Annotated in this window: 19 protein-coding genes; 15 read left to right on the forward strand and 4 right to left on the reverse strand. The window is 30.4% G+C overall.

Going from position 1 to position 18420, the window contains the following annotated elements:
* Positions 1-9 precede the first annotated feature (9 nt).
* The 4 genes from ACSYT2_RS00895 (at position 10) to ACSYT2_RS00910 (ending at position 3621) form a co-directional block, all read left to right on the forward strand.
* Positions 10-882 carry an energy-coupling factor transporter transmembrane component T gene (locus ACSYT2_RS00895; RefSeq protein WP_438382816.1) on the forward strand — a complete coding sequence of 291 codons (873 nt, stop codon included), beginning with the start codon at positions 10-12 and terminating at the stop codon, positions 880-882.
* A complete protein-coding gene (locus tag ACSYT2_RS00900) occupies positions 870-2540 on the forward strand; it encodes an ABC transporter ATP-binding protein (RefSeq protein ID WP_438382818.1) in 1671 nt (556 codons plus the stop codon). The genes ACSYT2_RS00895 and ACSYT2_RS00900 overlap by 13 nt, the downstream gene beginning before the upstream one ends.
* Positions 2522-3253, forward strand: coding sequence for an ECF transporter S component (locus ACSYT2_RS00905; RefSeq protein WP_438382820.1), 732 nt, complete (start codon positions 2522-2524; stop codon positions 3251-3253). The genes ACSYT2_RS00900 and ACSYT2_RS00905 overlap by 19 nt, the downstream gene beginning before the upstream one ends.
* 116 nt (positions 3254-3369) lie before the next feature.
* Positions 3370-3621 carry a phage holin family protein gene (locus ACSYT2_RS00910; RefSeq protein ID WP_438382821.1) on the forward strand — a complete coding sequence of 84 codons (252 nt, stop codon included), beginning with the start codon at positions 3370-3372 and terminating at the stop codon, positions 3619-3621.
* Between the two features lie 62 nt (positions 3622-3683).
* On the opposite strand, the gene ACSYT2_RS00915 is transcribed toward ACSYT2_RS00910, so the two are convergent.
* Complete coding sequence (locus tag ACSYT2_RS00915; RefSeq protein WP_430857420.1) at positions 3684-4511, reverse strand: PHP domain-containing protein; 828 nt, start codon at positions 4509-4511, stop codon at positions 3684-3686.
* A 125-nt stretch (positions 4512-4636) separates the two neighbouring features.
* Here ACSYT2_RS00915 and ACSYT2_RS00920 point away from each other — a divergent pair, with 125 nt between their 5' ends.
* The 8 genes from ACSYT2_RS00920 (at position 4637) to ACSYT2_RS00955 (ending at position 11936) form a co-directional block, all read left to right on the forward strand.
* Positions 4637-5221, forward strand: coding sequence for an anthranilate synthase component II (locus tag ACSYT2_RS00920; protein WP_430857419.1), 585 nt, complete (start codon positions 4637-4639; stop codon positions 5219-5221).
* On the forward strand, positions 5217-6560 hold the full coding sequence (pabB, locus tag ACSYT2_RS00925; RefSeq protein ID WP_430857595.1) for an aminodeoxychorismate synthase component I: 1344 nt from the start codon (positions 5217-5219) through the stop codon (positions 6558-6560). The genes ACSYT2_RS00920 and pabB overlap by 5 nt, the downstream gene beginning before the upstream one ends.
* Entirely contained in the window at positions 6560-7312 is a 753-nt protein-coding gene (locus tag ACSYT2_RS00930; protein WP_430857418.1) for an aminotransferase class IV, read from the forward strand. Before pabB ends, ACSYT2_RS00930 begins: the two co-directional genes overlap by 1 nt.
* A gap of 3 nt (positions 7313-7315) precedes the next feature.
* Positions 7316-7873 (forward strand): GTP cyclohydrolase I FolE, encoded by a 558-nt coding sequence (gene folE / locus ACSYT2_RS00935; RefSeq protein WP_430857417.1) that lies wholly within the window; start codon positions 7316-7318, stop codon positions 7871-7873.
* A 13-nt stretch (positions 7874-7886) separates the two neighbouring features.
* Positions 7887-8360 carry an HD domain-containing protein gene (locus tag ACSYT2_RS00940; RefSeq protein WP_430857416.1) on the forward strand — a complete coding sequence of 158 codons (474 nt, stop codon included), beginning with the start codon at positions 7887-7889 and terminating at the stop codon, positions 8358-8360.
* A 20-nt stretch (positions 8361-8380) separates the two neighbouring features.
* Entirely contained in the window at positions 8381-9190 is an 810-nt protein-coding gene (gene folP, locus ACSYT2_RS00945; protein WP_438382825.1) for a dihydropteroate synthase, read from the forward strand.
* 10 nt (positions 9191-9200) lie between these two features.
* A complete protein-coding gene (folK, locus tag ACSYT2_RS00950; RefSeq protein WP_430857414.1) occupies positions 9201-10013 on the forward strand; it encodes a 2-amino-4-hydroxy-6-hydroxymethyldihydropteridine diphosphokinase in 813 nt (270 codons plus the stop codon).
* Positions 10014-10166: 153 nt separating this feature from the next.
* Positions 10167-11936 (forward strand): heme NO-binding domain-containing protein, encoded by a 1770-nt coding sequence (locus ACSYT2_RS00955; RefSeq protein WP_438382827.1) that lies wholly within the window; start codon positions 10167-10169, stop codon positions 11934-11936.
* 68 nt (positions 11937-12004) lie between these two features.
* Here the strand turns inward: ACSYT2_RS00955 and ACSYT2_RS00960 are convergent, their stop codons facing one another.
* Positions 12005-12490 (reverse strand): DUF4883 family protein, encoded by a 486-nt coding sequence (locus ACSYT2_RS00960; protein ID WP_430857412.1) that lies wholly within the window; start codon positions 12488-12490, stop codon positions 12005-12007.
* 116 nt (positions 12491-12606) lie between these two features.
* Positions 12607-13011 (reverse strand): hypothetical protein, encoded by a 405-nt coding sequence (locus ACSYT2_RS00965; protein WP_430857411.1) that lies wholly within the window; start codon positions 13009-13011, stop codon positions 12607-12609.
* A gap of 121 nt (positions 13012-13132) precedes the next feature.
* Here ACSYT2_RS00965 and ACSYT2_RS00970 point away from each other — a divergent pair, with 121 nt between their 5' ends.
* Positions 13133-14173 carry a pyruvate kinase gene (locus ACSYT2_RS00970; RefSeq protein WP_438382828.1) on the forward strand — a complete coding sequence of 347 codons (1041 nt, stop codon included), beginning with the start codon at positions 13133-13135 and terminating at the stop codon, positions 14171-14173.
* Between the two features lie 276 nt (positions 14174-14449).
* A complete protein-coding gene (locus tag ACSYT2_RS00975; protein WP_438382830.1) occupies positions 14450-16423 on the forward strand; it encodes a methyl-accepting chemotaxis protein in 1974 nt (657 codons plus the stop codon).
* 91 nt (positions 16424-16514) lie between these two features.
* On the opposite strand, the gene ACSYT2_RS00980 is transcribed toward ACSYT2_RS00975, so the two are convergent.
* Positions 16515-17405, reverse strand: a complete 891-nt coding sequence (locus tag ACSYT2_RS00980) for a hypothetical protein (RefSeq protein WP_438382832.1) — start codon at positions 17403-17405, stop codon at positions 16515-16517.
* Between the two features lie 165 nt (positions 17406-17570).
* On the opposite strand from ACSYT2_RS00980, the gene ACSYT2_RS00985 reads away from it, so the two are divergent.
* Positions 17571-18371 carry a nuclease-related domain-containing protein gene (locus tag ACSYT2_RS00985; RefSeq protein ID WP_438382834.1) on the forward strand — a complete coding sequence of 267 codons (801 nt, stop codon included), beginning with the start codon at positions 17571-17573 and terminating at the stop codon, positions 18369-18371.
* Positions 18372-18420 lie beyond the last annotated feature (49 nt).

Here is an 18420-nt window from a genome sequence, read left to right on the forward strand (position 1 = left end):
GAATAGGACATGAAAGATACATTTTCAACATATCATCCAATAATAAACTTCATTTACTTTATTGCAGTAATACTTTTTACTATGTTCTTTATGCATCCAATTTTCCTTGTAATATCCCTAATTGCCTCCATAGTATATTCAATTAGATTAAAAGGCTTAAGAGCATTAAAGTTTAATATTTTATATATGATACCTACCCTTATAATAGTAGCATTAATTAATATGTTACTTAATCATCAAGGAGCAACAATATTACTTTATATTAATGATAATCCAATAACTCTAGAATCAATTGTATATGGAATGGCTTCATCAGTTATGTTTATATCAGTTATAATTTGGTTCAGTTGTTATAATGAAATTATGACATCAGATAAGTTTATATACCTGTTTGGGAGAATCATACCTTCTACTTCTTTGATTTTTTCAATGGTATTAAGGTTTGTGCCTAAGTTTAAGGCACAGATTAAAGAAATATCTAAGGGTCAAAGATGTATTGGAAGAGATGTAAGTGAAGGTAATATATTTCAAAGGGCTAGGAATGGAGTAGAGATAGTATCTATTTTAGTTACTTGGGCATTGGAAAATGCAATAGATACAGCTGATTCTATGAAATCAAGGGGATATGGATTGAGGGGGAGAACTAGTTTCTCCCTATATCACTTTGATAAGAGGGATAAATCAGTACTAGTAATTATATTATCTTTAATTGGGATAATTATATTTGGATCTGCACTTGGGGAAAATAGTATGATTTACTATCCTCAGATTAAAGTGGGACAAGTTACTACTATGAGCATTATTGTGTATACAGCATATTTTTTACTATCTATACTACCTATCATATTAGATCTTTTGGAGGAAATAAGATGGAGATTATAAAAATAGAAGAACTAAATTTTACATATCCATTAAAGGAAAAGAAAGCACTAGATAATATTAATCTATCTATAGAAAATGGAGATTTCTTAGTTATATGTGGAAAGTCAGGTTGTGGCAAAAGTACATTACTAAGACATTTAAAGACTACATTAACACCACATGGAACTCTGACTGGGGATATAAAGTATGAAGGTGTAGATTTAAATCAAGTTAATCAAAGAACACAAGCAGGGGAAATAGGATTTGTTTTACAGAATCCAGATAATCAGATTGTTACAGATAAAGTATGGCATGAAGTAGCTTTTGGATTAGAAAGTTTAGGTTATGATAATGAAACTATTAGATTAAGAGTGGCTGAAATGACTAGTTATTTTGGAATTCAAGAGTGGTTCTTAAAGGATGTTACTGAATTATCTGGTGGTCAAAAACAGTTATTAAATTTAGCATCTATCATGGCTATGAACCCTAAGATATTAATTTTAGATGAGCCAACATCCCAATTAGACCCTATTGCAGCATCAGAGTTTTTAGAGACAATAAAAAAGATAAATATGGACCTTGGAATTACTATAGTTATGACAGAACATAGATTAGAGGAAGTATTTCCTATGGCTGATAGAATTATTGTAATGGAAGAGGGAAGAGTTATAGTAGATGACTCCCCAGAAAATGTAGGAGAAGAACTTAGTAAAGTAAAGAATGATATGTTTACTTCACTACCAACACCAATGAAGGTATACTTGGGATTAGATAGTAAGCTAAAGTGCCCTATAACAGTTAGGGATGGCAGAGGTTGGCTTAATAAGATAATAAAGAAAGAGAATATTAGAAGTGAATATGAACCTCAAAAGGATAGAAAAAAAGAAGGAGAACCTATAATACGCCTCAAAGATATTTGGTTTAAGTACGGTAAGAATTCATCAGATATTTTAAAGAATCTTTCTCTGAATGTATATAAGGGGGAAGTATATTCTATAGTAGGGGGAAATGGTACAGGTAAAACCACAACACTTTCTATTATAAGCGGTATAAACAAAGCCTATAGGGGGAAGGTGTTTATAAAGGGTAAAGAAATAAATAAGTATTCAACTAAGGAATTATTCAATAATAATTTGGGGGTATTACCTCAGAACCCACAATCACTATTTGTGAAAAAGACTATAAAGCTAGATTTAATGGAAGTATTATTTTATTCAGATATAAGTGAAAAGGAAAAAGAGGATAGAGTAATTGAAGTTGCAAGGCTTGTTGATATTGAAGGATTACTATCTATGCATCCATATGATTTAAGTGGTGGAGAGCAGCAGAAGGCTGCCCTTGCTAAAATTCTACTATTAAATCCACAGATAATATTACTTGATGAACCTACAAAGGGAATAGATAATCATTACAAGATGAAGCTTGGAAGTATAATTAATAAACTAAAAGAATCTGGGGTTACAATTATTATGGTAACTCATGATATAGAATTTGCAGCTATGTATTCAGATACTTGTGGAATGTTCTTTAATGGGAATATAGTTACAAGTAGTGAGCCTAAGAAATTCTTTGGTGGAAATAATTTCTATACCACTTCTGCAAATAAAATGAGTAGACATATATTTAAGGATGCAGTAACCTGTGAGGATGTGATAAAGCTATGCAAAATGAATATGTAGATGAAAGCCCTAATAATTTAAAGAAAAGAACTATTTTATCAGCAATTATTATCTTATTATTAATACCATTAACTATTCTTTTTGGTATTTTTGTTTTAGAGGATAGAAAATATTATTTTATTAGTATACTCATAATAATATACACAATGGTTCCATTTTTTATGGTATTTGAAAAGAGAAAACCTAAGGCTAGAGAACTTATAATTATAGCAGTATTATCAGCTATAGCAGTGGCTGGGAGAATGGCATTTTTTGCTATACCTCAATTTAAGCCAGTAGTAGCTGTAGTAATTATTGCTGGAGTTTGCTTTGGGGCAGAAGCAGGTTTTTTAACAGGGGCAATATCAGGATTTGTATCAAATTTCTTCTTTGGTCAAGGACCTTGGACACCATGGCAAATGTTTTGTTTTGGGATAATAGGATTCATTGCAGGGATATTATTTCAAAAGGGTAGATTAAAAAAGAAAAGAATATCTTTATGTATTTATGGAGGAATTAGTACATTACTTATATATGGAGGAATAATTAATTTAGGCTCCTTATTTATGGCAACAAGTAAAATTACATTAGAAGGGATTTTAGCTATATATATTTCAGGATTTTGGTTTGATATTATCCATGCAATATCAACTGTTGTATTTTTATTTTTTATAGCAGATCCAATGATAGAGAAGTTAGATAGAATCAAAATAAAATATGGATTGATTGAATGATAAGAGTTCTTATGTGATGAAAATTGCGTAAGAGCTATTATTATTTATGGAATAAAATGGGTAACATAGTTTAAATAAGGTACATATAATAAAGTAGGATAAAAGGGGGGATTTTAATGGAAAATTCTCGTTTTAAAAACTATGGACTTTGGGTTTCTATAGCTGCTTTAATTCCCTTGATACTCAATGGGTTAGGGATTAATATATTACCAGCAAATTATGAAGAGATAACCCAAGCAATACTTTCAATACTTGTTATGGCAGGTATTATAAGTAACCCTACGACAAATTCAAAGTGGTTTGGAGATGACAAGAAAGAAGAACCACAGCTTGAAGAAACAGAAGGAAAAGACAAAATAGAACAGTAGAAGTCAATAGTCTAAAGATTAATAAAAAAAAGAGAAGCAATTTAATTTGCTTCTCTCATTTTTTAAAGAATATTATTTAATATGTTATCCATGAAATCTTCAGGCATAGTCATACAACCTATATCACCATGTCTTAAATCACCCACTAGATCTCCATGACAATCTGAACCACCACTAACTAATAAGTTATTTTCTATAGCAAAGTTTATTAATGCATCTTCCTCTTCCTTAGTATTTTGAAAGTATATAGCCTCAATACCATCAAAGTCCATAGTTAAAAAATCTTCTAGTGGAGATTTTTTTATGAAGATAGGATGGGCTAAGAAAACTGAAGCATTGTACTTTTTTAAAAGTTTAACTCCATCTTCTGTACTAAGTTTATTTGTAGGAACAAATGCGGGACAGTCTTTTCCTATAAAATTTTGAAATATATATTCTGTTTCATAGGGATAGCCAGCACTTATAATTTCTTGAGCTATATGAGGTCTTGCTACAACATCTTTACCACGATTAAGAACATTTTCTATACTGATTTCTATATTGAAAACTTCTTTAAGTTTTTCAACCATTCTCTCAGCTCTAATCTTTCTTTTGTCCTTTAGTGTTTGTAGATATTCAGTGAATTCAGGATTTTTATAGCTATCGTCTTTAAAGAATCCTAATATGTGAATACTTTCTTTATTATGATTAGTTGATAACTCAACACCAGGAATTAGTTTGATATTTAACTTTTTAGCCTCATCCAGGGCTTCTTCTAATCCAGAGATAGTATCATGATCAGTTATTGCTAAGTACTTAACATCATTATGAAATGCTCTTTGAACCATTTCTTTTGGAGATAGTATTCCATCAGATGAGGTGGTATGTGTATGAAAATCTGTTTTTATCATTATGTAGTCAGCTCCTTTCCTTATACATATTTTTTATATTTAAAAGCTATGTTATAATTTACATTGTTATAAGTATTTTACTATAGTTTGTAATAAGCTACAACAGATATACTGAGGAGGACAACATGTTACTAATGATAGATAACTATGATTCCTTTGTTTATAATTTAGTTAGGTATTTTAAAGAGCTAGATGAAGATATGGTGGTTTATAGAAATGATAAAATATCTTTAGATAATATAGATGAAGAGAAGTATTCAGGAATAGTAATTTCACCTGGCCCTAAGAATCCAAAGGAAGCAGGGCTATGTCTAGATATACTTGATAGATTTAAAGGGAAGATACCCATACTTGGGATATGTTTAGGACACCAATGCATTGGACATTACTTTGGTGGACAAATAGAAAAGGGTATAGAGCCTGTTCATGGAAAGTTAAGTTACATAATACATAATAAAGAGGGTATATTTAATGAAGTAAAAAATCCCTTGAGGGTTACTAGATATCATTCTTTAGTTATTTCTAAGGAAAGATTACCAGAGGATATCGAGATAACAGCAGAAACAGAAGATGGTGTTATTATGGGAATAAAACATAAATATTATCCAATATATGGAGTGCAATTTCACCCGGAGGCTGAGCTAACAGAAGAGGGGCACAAGCTACTTAAAAATTTCATTGTAGAGTGTAAGAGGTTTAGGAATGATTAATTTTAGATTAAAAGAGCTAGAGAGGTATTATGAACCTTTAGATACTTATAGACTGTTTAAAGATGAGGTTGATACTATATTTTTAGATAGTTCAAAGGAAGATAAGGAGTTATCTAAATATTCTTTTATAGGGATAAATCCAATATGTAAGTTTAAATCCGAAGGTAAAGTAAGTTATTTAAATGGTGAAAAGATAGATGATAATGATCCATTTCAGGTTTTAGATAATCTTATTAATAAGTATAAGATTGATATAAAATCAGAGCTACCTTTTATAGGTGGGGCAATAGGATATTTTTCTTATGATATAGGAAGAATTATTGAGGATTTACCTAATACTTCAAAAGAAGATTTTATAATACCAGATAGTATCTTTATGGTTTATGAGAATATTATAATATTTGATTTAGAAAATAGAAAAACTTATATATCTGCTATTGGAATAATTAAGGATAGTATTAAAATGATTGAAGACAAGCTTTTAGAGTATAGGGAATATGCAGAAGTAATGGTTGGGCAAGGTAACAACAAGTTTTATTCAAACTTCTGCAAGGATGAATATGAAAAAGCTATAACTAAATTAAAGGATTATATAAGAAGTGGAGATGTATATATAGCTAATATGACAAGAAGGATATGGTGTAATAACACTGAAGAATCCTTTGACATATATGAGAAATTAAGAGCTATAAATAAGGCTCCATTTTCAGCATATATGAACTTTGAAGACTTTCAAGTAATAAGCTCATCACCAGAAAGATTTTTATCTATAGAGGATGGGGTAGTGCATACAAGGCCTATAAAAGGTACTAGACCAAGAGGTAGTAATAAGGAAGAAGACTTAATAAATAAGGAAGCATTACTTAATTCAGAAAAGGATAAATCAGAGCTTTTAATGATTGTAGATTTAGAGAGAAATGATTTAAGTAAGGTATGTAAGGCTTTTTCAGTTAAAGTAACTGAGTTATTTAAGATAGAGGAATATGCAACTGTTTTTCATTTGGTATCAGATATACAAGGAAAACTTGAAGAAGGTGTATCAGCAGTTAAGTGCATGAAGGAATGCTTCCCAGGAGGATCTATTACTGGAGCGCCTAAGATAAGAGCCATGGAGATAATAGAGGAACTAGAAGGTCTTAAGAGGAATTTATATACTGGGGCAATTGGATACTTTGATTTAAGAGGAAATTGCGACTTTAATATTGTTATAAGAACTATAGTTAAAAAGGATAATAAGGCTTACTTTGGAGTTGGAGGGGGTATTACCTGGGACTCTATAGAAGAAGATGAGTGGTTTGAAACTATAGATAAGGCGAAAGCTTTAATGAGGGTGTTATAATGAGAAGAATATGTTATAAAAGTGAAGAAATTTTGCTTGATGAGGGAGCTTTCTTTGCTAGGGGAGTATTTGAAACTATTCTTTGGCTAAATAAGCCTATTTTTTTAGATGAGCATATAGATAGACTAAAAAAAGGAATGTCTATATTAGGCTTACAAGAACTAGAGGAGGTAAAATTACTATCCTATTTAGAGGGGCTAAGTATACAGAATAAGGCAGTAAAGATTACTGTAACTCCTTTAAACATTATAATAACAACAAGAGATATTCCTTATAAGGAAGAGGATTATATAAAAGGAGTAACATTAACAATTTCGAAGGTTAGAAGAAATAGCACATCAAGACTTTGCTATGTTAAATCTACAGGATATATAGAAAATATATTAGAAAAAGAAGTAGCAAAGCACCGTGGCTATGGAGATGTATTATTTTTAAATGAAAAAGGATATGTAACAGAAACAAGCTGTGCTAATATATTCATTGTAAGGGATGGAATAATTTCCACACCAAGAATTAATGATGGCTTATTAAGTGGTATAATAAGAAAATGGATTGTAGAGAATTGTAAGGTTCATGAAAAGAATATTACTTTAAAAGAATTAGAGGAAGCTGATGAAGTTTTTATTACTAATAGTTTAATGGGAGTTATGCCTGTAAAACTAATAGATAAGTTTATATATAGCAAAGATATAATAACAAGTAGCGTAAGAAATAAGTATGAAGATGATAGGATACAGGTGGGAGGAATATAGATAATGATAAATAAGGAAAAGATAGCAGAGGGAGTTAAATTAATACTAGAGGCTATAGGAGAAGATCCAAATAGAGAAGGATTAGTAGAGACACCTGATAGAATTGCTAGAATGTATGAAGAGATATTTGCAGGGATAGGTAAGACGGCAGAGGATCATCTTGCAAAGACTTTTGAGATAAATAGAAATGATTTAGTTTTAGAAAGAGATATTACTTTCTTTTCAATGTGTGAGCATCACCTAGTACCTTTCTATGGTAAGGCACATATAGCCTATATACCAAATGGAAGGGTAGCAGGATTATCAAAGCTTGCAAGAACTGTAGAAACCTATGCAAAGAAGCCACAACTACAAGAACAATTAACTTCAGAGGTAGCAGATGCTATGATGGAATACTTAGGTGCTCAAGGGGTAATGGTAGTAATTGAGGCTGAACATATGTGTATGACTATGAGAGGTGTTAAGAAGCCAGGTGCTAGAACTTTAACTACAACATATAGAGGTGTTTTTGAAGAGAACTATGAACTAAGAAAAGAAGTTCTTTCATTAATAAATCAGTAAAGGAGTGATATCCTTGAATAAGGTTAATGAAATACTAATTAATAAAAAGTATAAAGAAAATTTAGAGCTTTTATTAGAACTAGAAAAAGATAGAGAGTTTTGTAATCACACAATAGAACATTTTCTTGATGTTGCAAGAATTGCTTATATTGAGGTTTTAGAGAGAGGACTTTCTTATTCTAAGGAAGTTATCTACGGAATTGCTTTACTTCATGATATAGGAAGGGTATTAGAATATCAGAAGAATATACCACATCATGAAGCTAGTGTAATATTGGCTAGAGAGATATTAGGTGAAACTAGTTATTCAAAGGATGAAATAAATAATATGTTACAGGCAATAGAAAATCATAGAGGATCTTCAGAAGATGAACTTTCTAAAATAATTTATAAAAGTGACAAATTATCTAGAAATTGTTTTAATTGTAAAGCTGAGAAAGACTGTTATTGGAGTAAGTCAAAGAAAAATTTTGAGATTACTTCTTAAAAAGGAAGGTTGGGGTAATAATGAAAATTGGAAATAAAGAATTTGTAATGGGTGAAAGAACTTATGTTATGGGAATACTTAATGTAACTCCTGACTCATTTTCAGATGGTGGAAAGTTTAATGAAGTAGAACTTGCCCTTAAAAGAACAGAAGAGTTAATAAGAGATGGTGCAGATATTATAGATGTTGGTGGTGAGTCAACAAGGCCAAACTTTGAAGCTGTAGGGGTGGAAGAGGAAATAAAAAGAGTTGTACCTATTATAAAGGCTATAAAAAAACACTTTGATATTTCAGTATCAATAGATACATATAAAGCTAGAACAGCAGAAGAAGCAATAAAAGCAGGGGCTGATATTATTAATGATGTATGGGGATTTAAGAAGGACAAGGATATAGCAAAAGCTGCAGCTAAATACGGGGTTCCATGTATATTAATGCATAATAGAGTAGATATGCCTTATAAAGATATTATGAAAGATGTATTAATGGATTTAGTAGAAAGCATAGATATAGCCTTAGAAGCAGGGGTAAAAAGAGAAAATATTATACTTGATCCAGGTATAGGTTTTGCTAAGACTTATGAAGAAAATCTAATAGTAATGAAGAATCTTGAAGTTATTAAAAATCTAGGATTCCCAGTGTTATTAGGGACTTCAAGAAAATCAATGATAGGATTAACTCTTAATTTACCTGTAGATCAAAGAGTTGAGGGTACTGTAGCGACTACAGTTATGGGAATAATGAAAGGTTGCGAATTTATTAGAGTTCATGACGTTCTTGAGAATAAGAGAGCATGTGTAATGACAGATAAAATAATGAAAGCAAAATAAGGTGGCTATTATGGATAAAATATATTTAAAAAATGTAGAGATATTTGCAAATCATGGTGTATTTAAAGAAGAAAAGACTTTAGGACAAAAGTTTATATTAGATATAGAATTAACATTAAATCTTGAGGAGGCTGGAAAGAGCGGAGATTTAACTAAGTCTGTACATTATGGAGAACTTTGTCATGGAATAGAGAAGGCATTTACGGAAGAGTCTCATGATTTAATAGAATCAGCAGCAGAAAAGGTTGCAGAATTTACTTTAGTTAACTACCCAATGATAGAACTAGTTAAAGTAACATTAAAGAAACCTTGGGCACCTATTGGAAGACATCTAGATTATGCAGCAGTAGAAATAGAAAGAGGTTGGCATGAGGCTTATATTGCTATAGGTAGCAACATAGGCGATAAAGAGGCAAATCTTAATGAAGCTATTAAAAGAATGGGTGAATGCAGGGAAATTAATATAGAAAAGGTATCTAGTTTTATAGTGACTGAACCTTGGGGATATACAGATCAAGAAGAGTTTGTTAATGGAGCATTAAAGATAAGAACCTATCTTTCACCAAAGGAATTAATAAGAAAGCTATTAAGTATTGAGCATGAAATGAAAAGAGAGAGAGTCTTAAGATGGGGTCCAAGAATAATTGATCTTGATGTAATATTCTATGATGATTTAATATCAGAGGATGAAGAAATAATTTTACCCCATCCAAGAATGGAAGAAAGAGATTTTGTACTAAAGCCACTTAATGAAATAGCACCGAATAAGATACATCCACTACTTAGAAAAAGAGTATTTAGACTTTTAGAAGAGAATTCTTAAATGTAATATTAATTTTAAAAGAGATTTTATTAATTAAATCTCTTTTTTTTATATATTATGTTAGATAATATATACTAAAATATGATAAAATTATATATAAAGCGATATAATTTTTATTTATAATTTATATTATAGATAATGAGGAGGATACATATGAAAGGAACTGTTGTTTCTACATGGATAAAGACTTGTAGAGAACTCTATGGAGAAAATTTAACTAATAAATCATTAAGATCTGCTGGTTGGGAAGAAAATATAACTTTTAACCCAATCGATAGTGTTGAGGATAGAGAGGTATTTGGATTTATAGCTAATGTGGCTAAGGAATTAAATGTTGATGTGGACAAGGTATGGCATGAAATTGGGGTAAAGAATCTAGATGCATTCTACTCATTTTATCCTACATTTTTTAAGAAGGACAACCTATATAGCTTTCTTAAATCATTAAATGATGTACATGATGTTGTAATGAAAATATTTAAGGGTGCAAATCCTCCAAGACTAATGTTAGATATAATAAGTAATACTGAAATAGAATTTACATACATATCTAATAGAGAGTTATATTCTTATTTTCTTGGTTTATTAAATGGTAGTGCTAAGTTCTTTAAAGAAAAAATTGAAATAAAAGAGTTAGAAAGATCAAAAGGAAAATTAAAATTAAAGATAAAATTTGAAAAAGTTATAATGGAAAAAGAAAGATTTAGACTTAATAAGGCATTATCATTCCTAGGAAAATATAACTTTGGAATGAAGTCTGGCTTAGTGACAGGAATTATAACATTTATAGTTGGAGCAATATTTGGTGGTTTAGCTACAGGAGCTATAGCTGGGTTAACATCTGCTATATCTACTTATATTATAGTAACTATGTTAACGGCTCCTATAAAAACTATAAATCAAGAGATTGAAAAGCTTACTCGTAAAAATATTATTGAGAAGGAATTAGATACTAATGATTGCTTTGAAGATATGGTTGAATCTTTAAAGGATACAAAAGAAGAGCTTTTAAAGAATGTTTATTCCTTCGGTGGTGTAAAAGATGAGATGTCAGTATTCATGAACTCAATATACAGTATCACTCAGGATATGAAAGCTAATACAGTTAGTATTAAGGAGTTCTCATCAAGCGTTTCTGAGCTTGCAATGAAGCAAGAGGAGAGTACTGAAGGCCTTGTATTACAAATGCAAGAAAATATAAAGGCCCTTAAGAAGTTAATTCAATCTGAAAATGCTAATAAAGGTGAATTAGAAAAGGCTGTATCTAAGATAAATGAAAGCCATATTAGTGTAGATAAAACAAGTAAAAATATAAAAGAATCTTTAAATACATTTACAGTAGTTAAGGATAGTGGAATTAAGCTTCAAGAAAGAGCTAAGGATATAACAGATATAGTTTCATTAGTTTCAGGATTGGCAGAACAAACAAATTTACTTGCTTTAAATGCATCAATTGAAGCGGCTAGAGCAGGAGAACAGGGAAGAGGCTTTGCAGTAGTTGCGGAAGAGGTTAAGAAGTTAGCTACAGAATCAACAGGAGCCGTAGGGAACATAAATGTTAACTTAAATGAATTTATAAGTGATATAAATATGTTAGTTAAAAGTATAGAGGAACAATATGAAATATTAGAAAAAGAAACATCAGGATTAGAGGCTGTAAGAGAAACAAGCTATGAAGCAACTAACTTAATTCAAGTAGTATCAGAAGCTACAAATGAAAGTATAGATGCATTAAATAAGGAATCAGAATCTATAAATGATATGTTTAGAACTTTATATTCTCTTGGAGATATAGCAGTAGAGAATGTAGCTACATCACAAAGAGCAGGAGAGGATATTGAGAAGTATACAGAAGATATTGATGATATACTTTTAAAATTAGAGAAAGTTAAGGATGTTACAGAAAGACTAACAAGTAAATAGATATAAAAAAGTACCTATAGACTAGACTTAAGATGTTTAGGCTATAGGTACTTTTTATTACTAACATATTATTTATATTCACGGGCCTTATTTTCAATATGTTTACAAAAGTCATAGAGGTTATATTTTTTAGGAAGGTTTTCAATATTTATTATATCCTCTTTAAATATCCCATCCCATGGAGATACACTAATAGTATTTTCATTATAAACCTTAATTACATAACTACTATTATCTTCAAATTTTATTTTAATCTGATAAGGCTCCTTATTTGAAATTTCAGTATCCTCAAGGTAATTTTCAGGAGATAATTCACGAATAAAATTCTCTATAACATTTTCTTCTTCATCAGCAACAGGGATATTTTTATAGATATTAGTATTAAAAACATCTAATGAATAGTTCTCAGACTTTAGTAATTTTGAGTATATTTCCTTTGTATAAAAATCATTACTACTTTTATCTTTGAAGTGTATGTATTTAGGATCTTCAAAGGCACACCCTTGTAATATTATTAATAGAATAAGAACTAGAGTAATTTTGATTTTTTTCACAACTACCTCCTAATGCAATTAATTACCTTATTAATTTATTCCGTAACTTAATAAATTAGAACATAATAATTAAAGAAAGGGTGTATTAAACTATAGTTTACGAACACCCTTTTAAATTAACAACTATTATTTTCTTCTCCCTTAGCTTTACTAATTAAAAAACCTACAGAGCTAAAGAGAAGATTTCTTATTTCAACTGCAGCAGCTGAGGATTGGCTAATGTCTGTCCAATAAAGTAATATGATAGCAGCCATACAGAATAAAGCCACTATACTTGCTATTGATACTTGAATACCATTATTACCAAAGTTATTAGGAAGACAATGATCTCCTAATATATAACCGAATATAGAGGACATAACAGAGCGGATAGCTACATCAGCTGGAGATGCAAATGTTGATGAAAAGAATATGGATAATATTGTATTTATCAAACATATGATTCCTATTAATAATATTACCTTAGTAGCAGGGCATTGAGATTTGAAAAGTTTAATTGTAGATTTTAAGAATTTCAACATAAAACCACCCCAATACATAATATGTTATTATGGTGAATTTGTGATTATTAAAATATTTAAGTGATATTTATAGAAGGTTAGGAGTAAGAATTAATTAGTAGAAATAATTAAGGAGGGTCATATGTTAATAATCGCCACTGTAGGTCCAAGCACAAAGGAAAAAGCAGTTTTAAAGGACATAATAGACGGTGGGGCAAATGGGTTAAGACTTAATTTCTCACATGGAAATACTGAAGAGTTTGAGAGAATAATAATGGAGGCAAGGGGAATAAAAAAAGATATACATATATTACAGGATCTTTCTGGAAGAAAAATAAGGGTTTCAGATAAATTAAACTATATTATAAAAATATATAACGGAGAACAAGTTATGTTTTGCGGAGAAGATGTGTATAAGGATAATAGGTATAAATCAAGTAATGTAATTAAAAAAATAATTCCATTAAATATAAATAGTAAGGAATTAAATTCCGATAAGCTAATAGAAATATCTATGAAAGATAATACAATGATATTTGATATTATCTCTATAAATAAGATGGGGTTAATGGCAAAGGTTAAAAGAGGAGGAATAGTAAGGGCAGGAAAGGGATGTAATATAAAAGGATTCCCAAGGGATGATATATCTTTATCTGTAAAAGATAGGGAGGACTTAGCATGGGGTATAAACCATTCTGTAGATATTATTTGTCAATCCTTTGTTGAAAGTGCATTAGACATAAAAAAGGTTAAAAGTTTCGTGATGAGCAAAAATAAGTTAGGTTATAATCCTAAAATATGGGCAAAGGTAGAAACACCAAAGGGAATAAAGAATTTGGATGAGATTATAGAAGAAGTTGATGGAGTCTTAATTGGTAGAGGAGACTTAATACCAGAAAGCTCATTAATATGTACTCCAATATATGAAGAAGAGGCATTAAGAAGACTTAGAGGAAAAAATAAAGATATTATAATAGGAACTCACTTATTAAATAGTATGAAAAATGGTAGAAGAGCAGAATTAGCTGAGGTTGAGAGTATTTATTATAAAATAAAGGATGGAGTCACCGGATTTCTTCTAGCAGGAGAAACCTCAGTTGGAAAAGCACCTATAAGAACAGTTGAGTTCCTTAAGAAGCTAATAGATAGATATGAAAAGATAAAAGGTGAGGAACATGAGTAATAGTAAGGATAAAGGGTATGTATTAGCTCTTATGTGGACTGCACTTGGAATAGTAATAATATATTCCTTATATAGGGTTATTTTATTATTTTTATAGGTTTAATTATATTAATATTAAATTAAATAGATAAGTAAGAGATCTGCTGTGATAAAATAGCAGATTTTTTTATAGAAGGAAAAATATACATTAGTAGTCGAAAATAAGAAAATATTGGAATAATATAAATAATTGGTGTATTATATAAGTAACAATTATACTTTTCAGGAGGTTATAGGATGAAGGTGGAAGTTAGAGATAACAGTAAAAGTTTAAAAGGAAAACTATTGAAAGTATTGCTACCAGTTGTAATTATCGGTTGTTTAGCTATTTCAATAACAGGTATTATGTTTTCTTGGAAGGGTGTCATTAAGACAAGCTCTAAACTTTTAAAACAGAATAATGAATTAATCACTAGTAGAATTAGTGATACTATGAAAAGTAATTTAAATAGTATAGTGGGAATGACAAATAGTCCGGTTCTTTCAGATTTAAGTAGGCCAGAAGAGGCTAGAATAGATATGTTAAAGAAAAATATAGAAAGCAATGGACATATTGATATGGGGATACTTAACCTTGATGGTAGTATTAGCTACATTAATGGGGGGAATGAAAATTTAGAGAACACTGAATTATTTAAGAGCTGTAAGGAAGGTAAGACATACATATCAAATTTATTTATACATAATGGTGAAGAGGCAATTAAGTATGCAACTCCAATTAGAAGTAAAGGAGAAGTTGTTAGTATTCTAGTTGCTATAAGACCAATTTCAGATATAACTAACATAACGAAGAACATTAAGGTTTTAGAAACAGGAAAAGTATATGTGTTGAATGATGAAGGAAAAGAACTTGGAGGAATTGAAGTTCTAGAGGGAAAAGAAGCCGATTTAGAATCAGCTTATAAAATTATGAAGGAAAGTAACAGCAACTTTGAAGAATATAAGAATAATGGGTTAGATAAGTATATTTCAATGGAACCAATTGAAGGAACTAATCTTTCTGTACTTATATCAATTGATGCAAGTGATTTACTTCATGATAATACATCAGTAAGAACAATAACATTAATATTATCCTTAGGAACAATAATATTAATATCAATAGTTATAATGATATTAGCAAGAAGTATTTCAAATCAAATTAAAGATGTAGAAGGAACCTTGAAGGTACTAGCAGAAGGTGATTTTAGTAAGAGAGTTAGTGAAGAATCTTTAATGGATAAAACAGAGGTAGGGAATATGTGTAGATCATTATCACTTACCCAGGATTCTATGGTGTATATGATAGAGAACATTAAGAATGGATCAGTGGATGTAGATAAAAATGCATCAAGCTTAGCGGCAATATCAGAAGAACAAACTGCTTTAACAGAAAACATAGTAAGAGCTATAGAAGAGGTTGCATCAGGAACAACAAACCAAGCAGCAGATCTTGCAGAGATAGCAAGAGAATTAGATAAGTTTGGAGAAAAGATAAATTCTACAAATAATTCAATCAAAGAGATAAATACTATGTCTGGTATTATTGATAATAAAGCAAGTAGCAGTAATGAAGAATTAGGTGAATTAGTTAGAAATATTCAAAGCTTTAACAATAACTTCGCCAGATTCAATGATTTAATTAACAAAATGACAGGTGACATTAGAAAAGTTAATGAAATGACTGATTTAATTAATGATATATCAGAACAAACTAATTTACTTGCATTAAATGCAGCTATAGAAGCAGCAAGAGCAGGGGAATCAGGAAGAGGCTTTGCTGTTGTAGCTGAGGAAATAAGAAAGCTTGCTGAGATGAGTAAGGAATCTACTGAAAAAATTTATTATACAGTAGGGCAAATTCTAATGAGTACTGAGAATATAGTTAGTGAGACTGATGAAATGAATACAGCATTAAAGAAGCAAGATGAAGTTGTTGATGGAACAATTGTAGCCTTTAAGGAGATATCTGAATCAGTTAATAATATAATACCAAAGATAGCATCTATATCAGAATCCTTTACAGAAATAGATAGAAGTAAGCAAGGAATACTATCAAAAGTTGAAAATATATCTGCAGTTTCAGAACAAATTTCTGCTACAGCACAAGAGGTATCTGCTTCTTCAGAGGAATTGAATGCAGCAAGTGAAGAGGTGGCAAATTCAGCTAATAGTTTAACTGAATTAACAAATGGAATGAATAGTAGTCTGGCAGAATTTAAGGTAAGATAGGATAAAATAATATATTTTTTAATTGATAATAAAGAAGATAGTAGGTACTAATATAGATTAAGACCTACTATTTTCTTTTTTGATTATTATACTAATCCGTAATTTTTACTACGTTTAGATTAACGATAACGCCCCCAGCTGTAATAAGAGGGCTACCTAAGTCAATTGTATTATTATTGTCAAAATTTCTTAAAGTAAGGGTATCTCCAAGATTTAGTTGTAAAGTAGCGCTAGCAGTAGCGGTACCCTCTACTCCATTCATTATATAGGTGTCTATTGCAACACCAATGGTAGCTCCATTTACACTTATACCCAAAGAAACAGCTTTATTAATATTTTCAGTATTTTTATCGATGGTTGCACTCCAGGTTACAAAATATAGCCCAGGAAAATTAATTTCAATTGATACATATGGTCCACCAACAGGTTGTGCTGTTGTGTTTAGGGTAATTTGTTGGTCAAAAGAAACTATGGCATTAGGAGTAAGGGCAAATGTTAGTGGGTTAGTTAGTAATAAAGTACCAAAGGTTCTAGGTATTGCAGATCCAGTTCCACCAGAGGGGCCAGTAACGCCAGTTGCCCCAGTAGGACCAGTTGCTCCAGTAGGGCCGGTTACACCTGTAGCTCCAGTAGCACCTGTTACTCCAGTTGCTCCAGTAGGGCCAGAATTACCAGTAAGGCCAGTAGCACCTGTAGTACCAGTATCACCATTAAGGCCAGTTGCCCCAGTAGGACCAGTAGAGCCAGTATTACCATTAAGTCCAGTTATCCCAGTGGGACCAGTTACTCCAGTAGGGCCTGTACTGCCAGGATTACCAGTTGGACCTGTAGGTCCAGTAGTACCGTTAAGTCCAGTTACCCCAGTAGGGCCGGTAGGTCCAGTAATACCTCTTGGGCCTATAGGTCCAGGTGGACATATTTGATTACATCCACAGCAGTCAGGGAATTTTGAATCTGTAGAATCATTACAGTCAAATATCATTTAGTCTCAATCCTTTCTAAAAATATAACTATATAAGAATAATTTTATATAGATAGTTTTTTTACTTTATATCCTATTATATGAGGATATGAGACATAGTGTTTATAATTGATTAAAAGTTATGAAAAAGGACAGACTATAGAAAAAGGTTAATTGGAGGTAATTATGTTTAAGGAAATAAAAAGATTTTCATATTTTATTACTGCATTTATTTTAGTTTTTATAATATATCAGCTATCGATTACTTTATTGAAGATTGGATTTAATTCTGCATCTAGTAATATATTTTTTGTGACACTAGGTATATATTTATGTATCCCAATTTTAAAATATAATAAGTCACGTAGTGGAGTTGTTGTTAATGAAATAGAACATTGTAGTAAGATGGAAAAAAGTATGAAGTCATTAAAGAAGAAAATGACACCTTTACAGAGGATTACTTTAAAGGTAAATGATAAAATTGTAGCATTTGATGATATAGTTGTAAGTAAAAAGGGTGTATTTAATATTGTTGAATGTTCTTTAACTGGAAATATAGAGATAAATAAAGACAATAAGTGGTATAAAAAAACTAGAAAAAGTAAGGAATTAGTTTCTTCGCCTATTACACAAATTAGAGAAAATAGAGAAATATTAAATAAAGTTTTAAAGGAAGATCAAATATTAGATGTGATTGTAATGATTAATGATAGGGTGGATATTGATGGTGAAGAGGATTCGGCAGTGCCTATTGTTAGATATGATGAAATTGCTACGTATATAAATGAATATGATTGCAGTGAAGAATACGATGATGAAGAGTTATATCAAAGGATATATCCTATTATAGAAGAGGAAAAAGATTTAGAGGAAGTAGTAAAAAATTATCATATGATTTTAGATAATAGATGGCAATTTAGGAGTAGATTATTTGTTGTAGTTATTTTCTTTGCTCTTTATATTTTAAATATTATAAGCCTGTCCTAATAAAGAAAGTTATAGTTTATATACTAAGCCATACAGTAAAATTTGCTGT

The organism is Clostridium zhoujianii (assembly GCF_051590805.1).
Lineage (GTDB): Bacteria > Bacillota > Clostridia > Clostridiales > Clostridiaceae > Clostridium.

Coding starts and splice junctions, on each gene's coding strand:
- ACSYT2_RS00895 (WP_438382816.1), top strand. CDS start 10: ATGAAAGATACATTTTCAACATATCATCCAATAATAAACTTCATTTAC.
- ACSYT2_RS00900 (WP_438382818.1), top strand. CDS start 870: ATGGAGATTATAAAAATAGAAGAACTAAATTTTACATATCCATTAAAG.
- ACSYT2_RS00905 (WP_438382820.1), top strand. CDS start 2,522: ATGCAAAATGAATATGTAGATGAAAGCCCTAATAATTTAAAGAAAAGA.
- ACSYT2_RS00910 (WP_438382821.1), top strand. CDS start 3,370: ATGGAAAATTCTCGTTTTAAAAACTATGGACTTTGGGTTTCTATAGCT.
- ACSYT2_RS00915 (WP_430857420.1), bottom strand. CDS start 4,511: ATGATAAAAACAGATTTTCATACACATACCACCTCATCTGATGGAATA.
- ACSYT2_RS00920 (WP_430857419.1), top strand. CDS start 4,637: ATGTTACTAATGATAGATAACTATGATTCCTTTGTTTATAATTTAGTT.
- ACSYT2_RS00930 (WP_430857418.1), top strand. CDS start 6,560: ATGAGAAGAATATGTTATAAAAGTGAAGAAATTTTGCTTGATGAGGGA.
- folE (WP_430857417.1), top strand. CDS start 7,316: ATGATAAATAAGGAAAAGATAGCAGAGGGAGTTAAATTAATACTAGAG.
- folP (WP_438382825.1), top strand. CDS start 8,381: ATGAAAATTGGAAATAAAGAATTTGTAATGGGTGAAAGAACTTATGTT.
- folK (WP_430857414.1), top strand. CDS start 9,201: ATGGATAAAATATATTTAAAAAATGTAGAGATATTTGCAAATCATGGT.
- ACSYT2_RS00955 (WP_438382827.1), top strand. CDS start 10,167: ATGAAAGGAACTGTTGTTTCTACATGGATAAAGACTTGTAGAGAACTC.
- ACSYT2_RS00965 (WP_430857411.1), bottom strand. CDS start 13,011: ATGTTGAAATTCTTAAAATCTACAATTAAACTTTTCAAATCTCAATGC.
- ACSYT2_RS00970 (WP_438382828.1), top strand. CDS start 13,133: ATGTTAATAATCGCCACTGTAGGTCCAAGCACAAAGGAAAAAGCAGTT.
- ACSYT2_RS00975 (WP_438382830.1), top strand. CDS start 14,450: ATGAAGGTGGAAGTTAGAGATAACAGTAAAAGTTTAAAAGGAAAACTA.
- ACSYT2_RS00980 (WP_438382832.1), bottom strand. CDS start 17,405: ATGATATTTGACTGTAATGATTCTACAGATTCAAAATTCCCTGACTGC.
- ACSYT2_RS00985 (WP_438382834.1), top strand. CDS start 17,571: ATGTTTAAGGAAATAAAAAGATTTTCATATTTTATTACTGCATTTATT.